We start from the raw sequence: 13,867 nt of genomic DNA on the forward strand, positions 1-13,867 counted from the left end.
TACGCCCAGTAATTCCGAACAACGTTTGCACCCTCTGTCTTACCGCGGCTGCTGGCACAGAGTTAGCCGGTGCTTGCTAAAGGGGTACCGTCATCGAGCTGGATGTTAGCCAACCCTTATTCGTCCCCCTCCACAGAGCTTTACAACCCGAAGGCCTTCATCACTCACGCGGCGTCGCTGCGTCAGGCTTTCGCCCATTGCGCAAGATTCCCCACTGCTGCCTCCCGTAGGAGTCTGGACCGTGTCTCAGTTCCAGTGTGGCTGATCATCCTCTCAGACCAGCTACCCGTCTTCGCCTTGGTAGGCCATTACCCTACCAACTAGCTGATGGGCCGCAGGCTCATCCCCTGGCGCCAGCTTTCATGAAGAGGCCGGCTTTGACCTCATCCCCTTTCGAGGACGTGGTCTCATGCTGTATTAGCGCTCCTTTCGGAACGTTATCCACCACCTGGGGGCAGATTACCTACGTGTTACTCACCCGTGCGCCGCTTTACCGGGGCCGAAGCCCTTTCTCGCTCGACTTGCATGTGTTAAGCGCGCCGCTAACGTTCGTTCTGAGCCAGGATCAAACTCTCCAGTTAAATCCTGTTGCATCAGACGGTGGCTAAGACCGCCTGACTTGCTCGCCATTTCTGACGTGCGAGGTCGAGCTTGCGCTCGCCTTGGGACCCACGTCACTTCGTAGGCATACAACCCAGTTTTCAAGGACCGAGGAGGGAGATCAGCCCGCTTCCGCGGGTCAGCTCGCCTCGACAATCTGCAATCCGTACCGATCTTCGGAGGTGCCTCCGCGGCTGGCCGCCACCCTCTCAGGTCGCGTCCGTCGCGTCGCTCATCTCGGATGAAGACCGTTTCGACCGGCCCAGGGAGGCACAAGCTCTCGCTTGCCGACTCTCCGGCTCCGTCGGTTCGGGGCGGGCTTTCTAACGGCCCGTCTCGAATCTGTCAACCTTTTCTTTCGAGAAGGTCGACCACCTACCAGGCAGCCCGGAGTTGCAGCGCCTTCGCTGCGAAGCTCTCCGGCCCACCGATTCGGGGCGGGCTTTCTAACGGCCCGTCTCGAATCTGTCAACCTTTTCTTTCGAGAAGGTCGACCACCTACCAGGCAGCCCGGAGTTGCAGCGCCTTCGCTGCGAAGCTCTCCGGCCCACCGATTCGGGGCGGGCTTTCTAACGGCCCGTCTCGAAGCCGTCAACCCTTTCTTTCGAGAGGGTCGACCAGGCGCTCCAGGGTGGCCAGAGTTGCAGCGCTTTCGCTGCCGAGCTCCCCGGTTTCGCCTGTTCGCAGCAGGCCGTTGAACGACCTGTCGCGATGCTATCGACCACCTCTGCCGAGGACGGTCGACCGAGCGGTCCAGAGTTGCAGCGTTTCCGCTGCTCGCTCTCCGGTTCCGCCGATTGGCAACGCCTAACTTACTGATGTTTCGAGAATGTGTCAACCGCGGCGAGTGGGCTCGCCAGGGAGGTCGACCGGGCCGCCCGCGGAGGCGAGGCGTGCCCCGCCCCGCGCTCCCGGATGCCGCCCGTTGCGGCGGCTCCGCCTGGATAAGACCCACGTCCGCAGTGTAAGCGCCCTGGGGCGCTCTCCTCGAGCAGCTGCGAGCAGCTGCGCGGTCGCGCGTCGACCCACGTCACCTGCCCCGGCAAGGTCCGGCCCGGCAAGCGGTGTCGTCGAGGTCGAGCTCGCCTGCTCTGTCGATCAGCGGCCATCACCTCCTTCATAGGAGCCTCGACGAAGCGGCGAGGCCCTTCGACCTGAACAGCACCGCATCGAGAGCGACCTCGCGTCTCCGTCCCTCCGAATCGCCTATGCTCCGCCACGCAACTGCGGATCTGCCCGACAGGCGAGCTCGCCGGATTCGGCCGGTCCACACCGCTGCCGCCACGCGCGCCGCGAGCGGCGCACAAGGACGAACTCCATGACGAACCGCTCCGGATTCCAGAGGACGACGCTCGGAAGGACTGGCCTCCGCGTCAGCCGCCTCGGGCTCGCGTCGAACGGCGCGTGCCGCCGGGACGTCGAGTGGGCGGTCGACCAGGGCATCAACTATCTCTACTGGGGCTCGCTGCGCCGGCCCGACTTCGGGGCGGCCGTCCGCCACCTCGCGAGGTCCAGGCGGGCCGAGCTCGTGGTGGTCGTCCAGACGTATGCCCGCGTGGCGGCGCTCGTGCGCCCCTCGGTCGAGCTCGCGCTGCGCCGCCTCGGCCTCGACCACGCCGACGTGCTCCTGCTCGGCTGGTGGAACGAGCCGCCGGATACGCGGATCGTCGATGCGGCCCGGCGCGTGTGCGAGGCGGGCAAGGCGCGGCACATCATGATCTCCTGCCACCGGCGGGCGACGTTCGCGCGCTACATCGCGGATCCGACCTACGGCGCCATCATGGTGCGGTACAACGCGGCGCACCCGGGCGCGGAGACCGAGGTCTTCCCGCACCTCGGCCCCGGCCCGGCGGCGCCCGGCGACGGCGCGCGACAGCGGCCGGGCGTGGTCGCGTACACGGCGACGCGCTGGGGAGCGCTGCTCGATCCGCGGCTCATCCCCCCTGGAGAGCCGCCCCCGCGAGGCTCGGATTGCTACCGGTTCGCGCTCACGCACCCGGACGTGGACGTCGCGCTGTGCGGCGCGAAGACCACCGACGAGGTGCGCGAGGCGCTGGAGGCGCTCGCGCGCGGTCCGATGGACGCCGAGGAGCTCGCGTGGATGAAGCGCGTGGGCGCCGCCGTGCGCTCGGCGCCCACGGGCCGCTCGGGCAATCCGCTCATCTCCTGGCTCGACCGCTGGACCCGCGTGGCCGACCCCGGCGGCTCGGCTTCCCGGTGAGGAGATCAGATGATCGTGGAGCGGATGCGGATCCGCTCGGCGATGCCGAGGGTGTCGTTCGTCTCGATGAGGTCCCCCTCGCGGAAGGGGAAGCGCACGGCGAGGTAGACGCCGGCGATGAAGTTCGCGGCGAGGTCCTGGAACGCAAACCCGAGGGCGAGGCCGACGATGCCGGCGCCGGCGAGGAGCGACGTGGCGGCCTTCTCGAGGTTGAGGATGCCGAGGGCGATCATCAGGCCGCCCGAGAGCACCGCGATGCTGGCGAGCCACGAGACGAGGGCGTTCACGCTGTGCGGCGTGTGCAGCCGCTCCAGCGCTCCGTAGACGAGCCGCCGGGCGAGGCGCCCGAGCCCCCAGCCCACCGTCACCACCACGACGGCGACGACGAGGTTCGGGAACATGACGACGAGCGTGTCGATCCACAGCGACACCTTGTCCACGAGCTTCGCCGAGATGTCCGAGAGGCCGGCGGCCACCTGCATGAAGGCGACGCATACGCCCAGGGCGCGAGGACGTCGAGGGCTTCGCGCGGCGCGCCACGGCCGAGCTCGCATGAGGACGTGACCCCGCGAGAGACCACCTCGGGCGACGAGGACGTGCCCCACAGAGACAGACCACCTCAGGCGACGAGGACGTGCCCGCAGCGCGAGACCACCTCAGGCGCAAGGCGGCCGCCGCGCAGCCGAAGCGGCCAGAGGGGCGCGAGCGAGCGCGGCCGTCTGGAGCGCACGCGCGCGGGCCCAAAGGAGAACGCAAAGGAGTAACGAGACCATCGCTGCAGCGCGGCTGTGCGCGCGTGCATCGATTGCGCGATGCATCCACCTCTCCCGTGGCCCGACCTCTGCAGACATCGGCGACGCGGGTGGCACATGGTAGGCGTGCATCGGGGGGAGCAGCCATGAAAATGCGTATCGGGGCGATGGCGGTGAGCTCAGCGGTTCTCGCGCTGGGTTGTATGGACGTGGATGAGCAGGAGCAGCTGCGCGACAGCTCGGCCGCTCTCGATGCCAGCGCGAGGCCGAGAGAGGCGCGCTTCATCGAGGGAGGGACGATACCGTACGTGCTCGGCTTCTCGCCGGAGACGGGTCCGCGCTTCGGCGGCGGGCACACGCTCCTCATCCCCCTGAGCGGGACGCGTGAGGCGATGGACGGCGCGAACCTCCCCACGAGCCTGCACCCGGAGCTCAGGGGCTCCTATGTCGCGCTGAACTCGAGCCTGCTGCAAGGCCAGGCCACAGGGCCCTTCGCCTCGCAGTGGTGGCCTCACAGCAGGAACGGCATCGCGGACCGGTGGAACTCCGCGGTCAAGGACTACGGCGATCTGAGGTCCGATCCGGACAACCTCTCGCCCGCGGAGAAGTACGATCTGCTGTTCTACGCGGGACAGGCGCGGTCGATCGAGCCGGCCGCGGGCGCGGTCACCGGCGAGAGGAGCCAGCCGGAGGGGCCGAGCGCGACGTCGCGCGCTCCCCGGGCGACGCGGGTGGCGGGGCCGACGACGTACTGGGAGCTGCGGCATCACGGCATGTACCAGGGCGTCACCCCGGAGTACTGGTGGGGCCATTGCAACGGCTGGGCGGCCTACGTCGTTGCCGAGGGCGGCGGCCCGCCGCGGCGCGACGTCCGCGTGAAGCGCTCCGGCAACACGCTGGTCGAGTGCGCGTCGGTCGAGACCGGGTGTGTCCTGTTCCACATGGCGGACATCGAGGCGCTCATGACCGAGCTGTACCACCACGACGCCGCCACCTTCTCGGGGCGGCGCTGCGAGACGCGGGAGGACCTCGTCGCGCGCGACGTCTACGGCCGGCCGGTCGATCCGGCGTGCCGCGACCTGAACCCGGGGACGATGCACGTCGCGATGACAGGCCTCCTCGGCCTCGGCGCGAGCTCGATCAGCTCCGCGTCGAGCGGGCGGGGGCGGCGCTCGTTCGTCGTCGATTACACGTGGCACCGCGAGGTGTGGAGCTACCCGGTGACGTCGTTCACCATCGACACGATGGCGGAGGTGAGCGCGCAGGAGGCGGCGCGGCTCGTCTGCAGCGGCGGGTACCAGGGGGCCGATTGCTACAATTACCGGTTCAACCCGAGCGCGCGGCGCTTCGTCCGCGTCGCGGCGCGCTACGGGATGATCTCGGACGAGGTGAGCCCCGCGTCGCTCCTCCTGCCCGGGGCGCTGCGCAACGTGCCGCCCGTGTCGTCGGAGCTCCATTACGTGCTGGAGCTCGACGACCGGCTGACGGTGCTCGGCGGCGAGTGGATCAAGAACCCCACGCTCGCCAACGGCGTGAACGGCAAGCAGATGCACCCGGATTACTTCTGGATCCCGGTGAGGCCGCAGGGCGCGGGAGAGGACGGAGACGATCTGGGCGGGTCCGGGGACAACCCGTACATCGCTTACTCGCGGGCGAGGGCGCTGCTCGATCTGTCGCGGCGATAGTGAGCCACTCGCGGAGAGAGAGAGAGCAGTCATCGCTTCCTGCTCTCTCGCGTCTCCCGTTTCGCCGCTCTCCGTCTCGCCGCTCTCCGTCTCTCGTCACCCGTCCTCCGTCTCACCCCTCTCTCATCTCTTCTCTCTTGGCGTCCTTGGCGTCATGGCGGTTCATCTCCTTCTCTCCTGACCTCCGCCCCGCCATCCACCACGCCCGCCGCGCCCCGCGGCCCGAGCTCCCCCGCCCCGGGCTCCGCCGCCCCGCGATCGGGCGCCTCGAGGACGCACGTCTCCCTCCCCTCGACGAGCTTGCAGCGGCGGTCGGCCGGGCACTCGCCTCCGCACGGCAGGCGCACGCACAGCCCCGTCGCGGGGTCGCACGCCGTCCCGCGCTGGCACGACGCGTAGCAGATGTCGTACGCCTCGCGGTTCGCGACGGTCGCCCCGGCCCCGGCGGCGAGGGTCGCCGCCGCGTCGACATAGACGTTGCCGCTCCCCCGCACCGCCCCCGGACCGAGCAGGAACTCCGGCGGACCACGCCTCGGCTTCAAGCAGCCGACAAGGCTTCCAGCCAGACAGCAGGATGCCAGAACGACGGTAATTCGCATGGTCCTGAGATCTTGCATACACACAGGAACGATTCATCGACAAGGAAGGAGCAATCTTCTGGTAGCATCGCGTCATGCAGGGGGAGGGGGACGACGTGGGTGAAGCTGTGTACCTGGCGCCGCTACCGACGCCGCTCCGCTGGGACGTGCCGCCCAGGAGCTGGAGCGTCGGCAGGGCATCAAGCCTGATCGTCACGGCAGGCAGCAAGACCGACCTGTTCCTCGATCCCGAGCGCACGACCGGCGTCCTCAACGCGCCGCGGCTGCTCGGGACGCCGCAGGGGGATTTCCTCGCGAGCGCGCGGGTGACCGTCGGCTTCTCGTACGTGCGCGACGCCGGCGTGCTGCTCCTCTGGGCGCACGAGCGCGCGTGGGCGAAGCTCTCCTTCGAGCTCTCCGCGGAGCGCGTGCCGACGGTCGTGTCGGTGGTGACCCGCGGCCGGTCGGACGAACGCACGTCCTTCGCCGTCGACGCAGACCACGTGTGGCTGCGGGCCTCGCGCCTCGGGCGCACGTGCGCGTTCCACGCGTCCACCGACGGGACGACGTGGCGCGTCATCCGCAGCTTCTCGCTCGGCATCGCGACGGAGCTCGGCGTCGGCTTCTCGGCGCAGTCGCCGGCGGGCGACGGGTGCACCGCGGTCTTCGACGACATCCGCTTCACGCCGCGCCGGCTCGGCGACCTCCGCAGCGGCGACGCCGCGAGCGACGAGGCGCTGGCGCGCGCCGCTCAGATGCCGCCGCTGGCCGCGACGACCTTGCCGCTCACGTACGTGGTGTGAAGGACGAGCCGCGCGACGGCGCGAGCGCGCGCTGCCTCGACCGACGTCCCATCGCGATGAAATTTTTCAACGATGACGGCAGCTTCGATAAGCTGCGCTCCACAATCGCGGTGGAGTACGCGATCGTGCTATGCGTAGCAGATGCTCGTACACCGCCTGAAATTCTCTTCTTCCGCCGTCCTCACGTGTGTGGTGCTGCTCGTCGCAGCGTGCAGTGACGGCGCCGACTCGCCGGGCACGACGACGGGGACCACGAGCGGCAGCGGGACAGCGTCGGGTGGCGGCTCGCCCGGCAGTTCCGGCTCGAGCGCAACCAGCGGGGGCGCGGCCGGCGGGGGCGCCGGCGGAGCGGGCTCGGGTGGCATGGACGGCGTATCCGACGGTGGCGGAGGTACCGCGGGCGACGGTGGCGGAGGTACCGCGGGCAACGGAGGTGCAGGGGGCAGCGCTGGCGCGGGCGGCGGCCCGGCATTCCAGCCCTGCCCGGCGAGCGGCCCCTGCAAGATCATGCCCTTCGGCGATTCAATCACGCAGGGTTTCAACGTCGCCGGCGGCTACCGCGCCCCGCTGTTCCACCTCGCGCTCGAAGCGGACCGCGACATCACCTTCGTCGGTTCCGCCAGTGATTACAGCGTGCCCATGGTGGACGGAGTGACGTTCCCGAGGAACCACGAGGGTCACGGCGGCTGGACGATCGAGGGCAACAACGGCATCGCGAAGCTCGTGGGCACCAGCATTCCGAATTACCAGCCCAACATCATTACGTTGATGATCGGAACGAACGACATCAACGGCAACATCAACCTTGCGGACGCACCGAATCGCCTGGGCAAGCTGCTCGACTCGATTTTCATGCGTGATCCGAACATCCTCGTGGTGCTCGCGCAGATCGTGCCGACGAGAACGGACGGCACGAACAACGCCATCATGGCCTACAACGCGGCCATGCCCGACCTGGTTTCGACGCGCGTCAGCATGGGGCAGCACATCGTGCTGGTGGACATGTACACAGCGTTCACCAACGACACGAACTACAGGCAGACCCTCCTCGGCGACAATCTCCACCCGAACCAGGCAGGGTATAACCGCATGGCCGATGTTTGGTTCGAGGCGTTGAGTCCGTACCTCCGCTGAAATCGAAAGGCGAACGCCACCAACGCTCGAGCAGATTCGCGGCGCACGCCGTTCGATCCGAAATTGAGGAGCTCGCGGCGTAACCCCGGCTATTGGTTCGCCCCGGCGCAATCACCTCGCCTGGTATCAAGAACGAATGGCAGCACGACGCGGCTTCCGCTCGGCGAGCCGACCGATGTTCCAGCACGCTGTCCCAGCGTCCACGCGGCGGCCACCGCACTGGAAAAGCACCGTTCTGCGCCGCAAGGCGCCCGGTGACGCAGGCGCGTCGGCGTCGCGAGCAGCAGGCTCAACGTTCGGCCCAGGCTTGCTCACCCCTCCGGTGCCACCGGCAGCCCGAGCAGCCGACCGATTGCTTCGTGAACGACGCGGGCCGCCACCTCGTCCCCGAGTGCGACCGCGCGGGTGAGCGTCTCGGCGAGCGAGGCGACCACTACGGCACGAGACGACGTGTTGGCCGGCGCCAGCTCCCGAAGCCCAAGGCCTGTTTCATCCATTCTCCTGGTAAGACATCAGGTTTAATAAGCGACCAGCGGTGGGCACGACGCACGATGCTGCCGTGAGGGCGGCATAGAGATTCAACGTGGCCCTGTGTCCCTGCACGCGCAGGGTCGCGCGTCTGGCAAGATCACGCGCACACGCCAAGGCCGCGCGCCCGCGCCGTCGCTCAGGGCGAGCCGACGCCGCGGAACGGGTTGAACGAGTAGGTCGTGGAGAAGCCCGCAGGCACGCTGAAGTAGTGCGCGGCGAGCCTGGCCGGATCGGTCGCGATCTCCCCGCGGACGATGGGCCCGTCGTCGCCGTCGTCCCAGCCCCAGGGCGCGTTGGCGGCGTTCGTCGGGCAGTAGAAGGACCAGCCCGAGCCGCAGTTGCCGCCGCGGTCGCCGAGGAAGGCGCCGCTCGACGTGAACAGCGTCGCGAGGCCGCGGCGGGGCCACAGGCCGTCGGGCCCGTACGCGTCGAGCAGCCTGTAGCGCACGTCCGGGTCCGAGGCCGACGAGGGCTCCTCGGCCGCGGTGAGCGACGGATAGTACTTCACCCCGTCGCCCTGGATATCGTAGCTCGGCCAGGCCTTGAGCCCGTGCCCCTTCGCCTCCTGCGCCGTGATCGGGTGGAGCTGCCCCTCGAACGACGCGAGCGACAGCCTGCCGTCGATGGACTCTGACGACCGCGCCATGGCGATTCGAAGACAACATGTGAACACCGCCCTTCGATCGACGGCTAGTTTGACGGCGGGAAAGAAGGCATGAAGTCGCCGCGACGTTCTCGAGGAGCGGCGGTCACGAGGCGAGGTGGTTTGACGTCCCCGCTCGGGAGATGATCGCCGGGCGAAGACGCCTCGCGCCCCTCAGGACGCCGCCCGCGCGACCTGGTCGCGCAGCCAGCGGTGCGCCGGATCGTGGTGCGTGCGCTCGTGCCAGATCATCGCGAACGAGAAGCCCGCCAGCTCGAGCGGCGGCGGCAGCACCGCGAGCCCGAGCGGCGCCGCGGTGGCGTCGACGATGCGGGCGCCGAGGGTGGCCATCAGGTCGGTGGCCGCGATGACGTGCGGCGCCACGAGGAAGTGCGGGACCGTCGCCGCGATCCGCCGGGCGCGCCCGAGCGCCGCCAGCGCGTCGTCGACAAGGCTGCCCGGCGTGCCGCGCGGCGCGACGAGCAGGTGCGAGAGCGCGCAGTAGCGGTCCAGGGTGAGGCGGCCGCGCGCCGCCGGGTGGTCGCGCCGCACCACGCAGCGGAAGCGCTCCTCGAAGAGCGGGCGGACGTAGAGGTCGTCGGGCCAGCCGCGGCGCGGCGGGCCGATCACCACATCGACGGCCCCCGACGTCAGCTGCGCGACCACCCCGTCCCGGGTCAGCGCCAGCGGCATCATCCAGACGTCCACGGAGGGCGCCGCGCTGGCCAGGAGCGACAGGAGCGGCGGCAGCAGCACCAGCTCCGCGTAGTCGCCGGTGGCGATCCGGAAGGTGCGCCGCGCGGTGGCGGGGTCGAAGCGCGGCTCGCCGCGGATCGCGCTGGCCAGCCCGCGCAGCGCGGCGCGCAGGGCCGGCCCGAGGGCCTCGGCGCGCGGCGTGGGCAGCATCGCGCCGCGCGCGCCGCGCACCAGCAGCGGATCGCCAAGGGCGCGGCGGAGCCGGCCGAGCGCGTGGCTGCACGCCGGCTGGGTCATGCCGAGGCGCGCGGCGGCGCGGGTGACGTGGCGCTCGGCGAGCAGCGCGTCGAGCACCACCAGCAGGTTGAGGTCCAGGGCGGCCAGCTCGCGCGCGTCATGCTCATCCTGCATGGCTCAGATGAATACCATGTATTGGAAACATGAAGGCACCGGGCGCCAGGATGGGCTCGTCAGCGCAGCGCGCCCGGTCCGCGGAACGGTCCCCCGCTCCGGCCACGCGCGCGGCGAAAACGACAGCGATCACGACGATCTCGACCCGCCGGAGGCCCCCCTTGATCACCGAAGTCAGAGCGACCCCGATCGACACGATGGCGATGAGATGGACCGGCGCGGAGGCGCTGCGCGTCCTCCGCGCCGGGCTGGTCGCGTCCGTCTCCGTCGTCCCGCTGGCCACGATGGCCGTGCTGGCGGCGCCGCACGCGCGCGGCATCGCCTTCTTCCCCGCGCTCCGCTACGCGGTCGTCACCCCCGCTTGCGTCGTCGCGGCGGTCGCGGCGGCGTTCCTCTACCGCGCCCTCGCCGGGCGCTCAGCGCGGCCGCGCGCGACGCTGGCGGCCGTCCTCGCCGGGCTCGCCGCCGGCGCCCTCCTGGGGATGGCCGCTGCCGGCCCGCGCGGCCTCGCCGCTGCGGCGCTCCCCGCCGTGGCGTGCGTCGCTGTCGCGCTGGCGCTGCTCGTCCCGCGCCTCGTGCGCGTCGTGCGCGTCGTGCGCGTCGTCGATCGACAGCGCCCCTCGCGCGCCGGCACGGCCGCCGTCGCGGCGCTCGGCGCGATCGAGCTCCTCGGCCTCGCCGGCGCGCTCTCGAGCGAGCGCGCCGCGCCGCGCGGTCCCCAGGGGCTCGCCTTCGAGATCCCGCGCGCGATGTTCGACGCGGATCACCGGTTCCTCGAGCTGCCGAGCGGGGCGCGCGTCCATTACGTCGACGAGGGCGAGGGCGAGACGCTCCTCTTCCTGCACGGCAACCCGGCGTGGTCGTTCCAGTGGCGCGACCTCATCCGCGGGCTCCGAGGGTCACACCGGTGCGTCGCGCCCGATTACCCGGGCTTCGGCCTGTCCGAGGCGCCGGCCGGGTTCGGCTACACGCCGCGCGAGGAGAGCCTCGTCGTCGAGGAGCTCGTCGATCGGCTCGGCCTCCGCGACGTGACGCTGGTCATGCAGGACTGGGGCGGGCCCATCGGCCTCGGGCTGGCCGGGCGCCGGCCCGAGCTCGTGCGGCGCGTCGTCCTCGGGAGCACGTGGGCGTGGCCGACGAGCACGGACACGCCCCGCGGCAAGTTCTCGATGATCGTCGGCGGCCCGATCGGCGAGTTCGCGCAGGTGAACTTCAACGCGTTCGCCGCGCTGGGGATCGAGAACGGGATCGTCCGGGAGCTGCCCGCCGAGGTGGCCGACGTCTACGTCCGCCCGTTCCTGCCGCTCGATCGCCGCGGCATCGCGGCCTTCTATCCAGGGCAAATCACGGCCGCGAACGACTACTTCGCCGAGGTCGAGGCTGGCCTGCCGCGGCTCGCGCAGAAGGAGGCGCTCATCTTCTGGGCGCTCAAGGACGTGGGGTTCCCCCGCAGCGACCTCGAGCGCTTCGAGACGGTCTTTCCGCGCCACAGGACGATCGAGCTCCCCGACGCGGACCACTTCTTCTTCGAGGACGCCGCGGAGCAGATGATCCAGGAGATCCGCGCGTTCGCCGCTCCGGACGCAGCTCCGCCGACGTGACCTCGCGGGAGCCCACCGGGCACGCCGGCGGAGACGGGATCGGGCACGTCCGATAGAGTCGGGACACGGCCAGCGCGAGGGCCGAGAACGTGATGCGGAACACATCGGACGTCATCGGGGTCGCGGCGGTCTACATCGACAATTCGTTCAACTCCGCGGCGCTCGCCGGCATGCACCGCGCGGCGCGGGAGCGCGGCTACCGGATCATCATCCTGCAGGGGTCGCCCCGGAGCGTCGCGCGACGCGGGCTGGGGATCCGCCGCGTGGCCGGGTGGGTCGCGATGTACACGTGCGACGGCCTGGAGGAGCTCCTCTCCGACGCGACGCCAGCCGTGCTCTTCTGCGCGCCTGCGCTCAGCGCGCGCTATCCGGTCGTCCGGGCCGAGAACCGCGACTCGATCCACCGGCTGGTCGAGCACCTCGTCGGCCTCGGCCGCCGCCGGCTCGCCTATATCGGCCTGTCGAGCTCGGATGATTTCATCGAGCGGGCCAGGTCCTTCGAGGAGGCGCTGAGCGCGCGCGGACTCGCGACCGACCTCAACCTGCTCTCGAGCTTCGACCAGTGCTCGATCTCGTACACGGAGCAGCGGTTCGGGGCGCTCCTCGATCGCGACGGCAGGTTCTGCGACGCGATCGTGGCGGGCAACGACGAGATGGCGTTCGGCGCCATCAACGCGATCCGGGCGCGCGGCTACCGCGTGCCCGAGGACATCGCCGTCGTGGGGTTCGACGACATCACCACGGCCCAGCACTTCGACCCGCCGCTGACCACGATGCGGCAGAACCCCGAGCTCCTCGGGAGCACGGCCGTGCAGCGGCTCGTCGAGATGATCGAGGGCCGCGCCCCGGAGCAGCTCGTGACCCGCGTCCCCGCGGAGCTGGTGCTGCGGCGCTCGTGCGGCGTCGGCGCCGCGTGGGAGGCCGCGCTGAACGCGCCGGAGCCGGCCGGGCCGGCGGGCGACTGGCAAGGAGACCTGTCCCGGCAGCTGAACGTCCTGCTCGCGGGGGGGACGCCGTCGCCGTTCGACCAGGCGCCCCGGGTCTGGTTCGAGGTCGAGGTGGTCGTGCAAGGCCTCGGCGCGGCGCTGACCGGGGCGGCGCTGCCGGACGCGCAGGAGCTCGAGCGCGCCTTCGCCGCCGCGGTCGCGTACAACGACCGGATCGAGGTCCTCCGCGCGGCGGTGAAGCAGGTCGAGCGGACCGCCGCGCGGCAGCTCGCCGGCGCGGAGGATCCGGACGCGGCGCGCCGGGTGGAGATCTTCCTCGACCGGATGCACCTCGCGCAGCAGCGGGCGCTCGCGGCGTGGGAGCGCCGCAGCGTGGAGAGCCTCGAGCGGCTGGTCCGCACCAGCATGGAGACGAGCATGCTGCTCGCGTCGAAGCAGACGTGGCGCGACGATCGCCTGGGGTGGCTGCGCCATACGACCATGCGCGTGGCGTGCGTGGCGCTCTGGGCGGACGATCCGGGCCCGGGCGGGCCCGAGCTCATCATCGACAGCCTGCGCGCCCGCGAGCCGGGGCTCGAGGCGCTCGTGCGGCAGCGGGCGCCGGCCGATGTGTTTCCGCCGCCCGAGCTGATCGAGGCCGCCGCGCCGGAGGAGCCGAGCGGCTACCTCGTGCTGATCCCGATCGTGAACGCGCGGCGCGACTGGGGGACGCTGGTGGTCGGCGGGCTGCACACCGAGAGCTTCGCGGACAACCTCCAGCCGCTGGGCATGTGGACGGCGCTGCTCGCGGCGGCGTTCGAGCGCTACGAGCTCGAGGCCGCGCTGCACGCGGAGCGCGACATGCTGGCCGCCGCCTACGAGCGAGAGCGGGCGCTCGCGAGCACGGTGCGGGAGCTCGGGTGTCCCGTCATCCCGCTCTTGCCCGGCGTGCTGCTGATCTCGCTCATCGGCGCGATCGACGCGGCGCGAGCGCAGCAGATCCTGGAAGCCGTGCTCTCGGGCGTCGCGCGGGAGGGCGCCCGGTGGGTGCTGCTCGACGTGACCGGCGTGCCGCTGGTCGACGCGGAGACCGCGGCGGCGCTGGTGCAGACGGCGCAGGCGACCCGGCTGCTCGGGGCGCGCGTGAGCCTCGTCGGCGTGGGTCCCGGGATGGCGCAGAGCATGGTCGAGCTCGGGATCGAGCTGCGCGGGATATCGATCTTCCAGTCGCTGGCCGCCGCGGTCCGGCAGCTGACGGCGTGATCCAGGGCGCTCTGGCGCCCCGT

The 13,867-nt window shown here is 70.6% G+C and carries 10 protein-coding genes and 1 rRNA gene (1 of these 11 cut by a window edge); 6 read left to right on the forward strand and 5 right to left on the reverse strand.

The genetic code is table 11. The features are described from left to right. A 16S ribosomal RNA gene (locus tag WME85_RS24155) occupies nt 1-581 on the reverse strand; it reaches 976 nt to the left of the window's first position. 1,337 nt (nt 582-1,918) lie between these two features. Here WME85_RS24155 and WME85_RS24160 point away from each other — a divergent pair. After that, on the forward strand, nt 1,919-2,821 hold the full coding sequence (locus WME85_RS24160; RefSeq protein WP_437841318.1) for a hypothetical protein: 903 nt from the start codon (nt 1,919-1,921) through the stop codon (nt 2,819-2,821). A 5-nt stretch (nt 2,822-2,826) separates the two neighbouring features. Here WME85_RS24160 and WME85_RS24165 read toward each other — a convergent pair whose 3' ends face one another. Continuing rightward, complete coding sequence (locus WME85_RS24165) at nt 2,827-3,303, reverse strand: mechanosensitive ion channel domain-containing protein (protein WP_437841321.1); 477 nt, start codon at nt 3,301-3,303, stop codon at nt 2,827-2,829. Nucleotides 3,304-3,719: 416 nt separating this feature from the next. Here WME85_RS24165 and WME85_RS24170 point away from each other — a divergent pair, with 416 nt between their 5' ends. Beyond that, a complete protein-coding gene (locus tag WME85_RS24170) occupies nt 3,720-5,258 on the forward strand; it encodes a hypothetical protein (RefSeq protein WP_437841324.1) in 1,539 nt (512 codons plus the stop codon). A gap of 152 nt (nt 5,259-5,410) precedes the next feature. Here the strand turns inward: WME85_RS24170 and WME85_RS24175 are convergent, their stop codons facing one another. Further along, nucleotides 5,411-5,800, reverse strand: coding sequence for a hypothetical protein (locus tag WME85_RS24175; protein WP_437841327.1), 390 nt, complete (start codon nt 5,798-5,800; stop codon nt 5,411-5,413). A 131-nt stretch (nt 5,801-5,931) separates the two neighbouring features. Between WME85_RS24175 and WME85_RS24180 the strand changes: the two genes are divergently transcribed. Then, nucleotides 5,932-6,639 (forward strand): DUF1349 domain-containing protein, encoded by a 708-nt coding sequence (locus tag WME85_RS24180; protein WP_437841329.1) that lies wholly within the window; start codon nt 5,932-5,934, stop codon nt 6,637-6,639. Between the two features lie 141 nt (nt 6,640-6,780). Beyond that, a complete protein-coding gene (locus WME85_RS24185; RefSeq protein ID WP_437841332.1) occupies nt 6,781-7,773 on the forward strand; it encodes an SGNH/GDSL hydrolase family protein in 993 nt (330 codons plus the stop codon). Between the two features lie 667 nt (nt 7,774-8,440). On the opposite strand, the gene WME85_RS24190 is transcribed toward WME85_RS24185, so the two are convergent. Both WME85_RS24190 and WME85_RS24195 read right to left on the reverse strand, forming a co-directional pair. Further along, nucleotides 8,441-8,950, reverse strand: a complete 510-nt coding sequence (locus WME85_RS24190; RefSeq protein ID WP_437841334.1) for a hypothetical protein — start codon at nt 8,948-8,950, stop codon at nt 8,441-8,443. Between the two features lie 171 nt (nt 8,951-9,121). Continuing rightward, nucleotides 9,122-10,054: a LysR family transcriptional regulator gene (locus WME85_RS24195; protein WP_437841337.1), complete on the reverse strand. Its 933-nt coding sequence runs from the start codon at nt 10,052-10,054 to the stop codon at nt 9,122-9,124. Nucleotides 10,055-10,215: 161 nt separating this feature from the next. On the opposite strand from WME85_RS24195, the gene WME85_RS24200 reads away from it, so the two are divergent. Together WME85_RS24200 and WME85_RS24205 are read left to right on the forward strand one after the other, a co-directional pair. Beyond that, nucleotides 10,216-11,655, forward strand: a complete 1,440-nt coding sequence (locus WME85_RS24200; RefSeq protein WP_437841339.1) for an alpha/beta fold hydrolase — start codon at nt 10,216-10,218, stop codon at nt 11,653-11,655. Nucleotides 11,656-11,747: 92 nt separating this feature from the next. After that, nucleotides 11,748-13,844 (forward strand): substrate-binding domain-containing protein, encoded by a 2,097-nt coding sequence (locus tag WME85_RS24205; RefSeq protein ID WP_437841341.1) that lies wholly within the window; start codon nt 11,748-11,750, stop codon nt 13,842-13,844. The last annotated feature ends 23 nt before the right edge of the window (nt 13,845-13,867 follow it).

It is taken from the genome of Sorangium sp. So ce1153 (assembly GCF_051521595.1).
Lineage (GTDB): Bacteria > Myxococcota_A > Polyangia > Polyangiales > Polyangiaceae > Sorangium.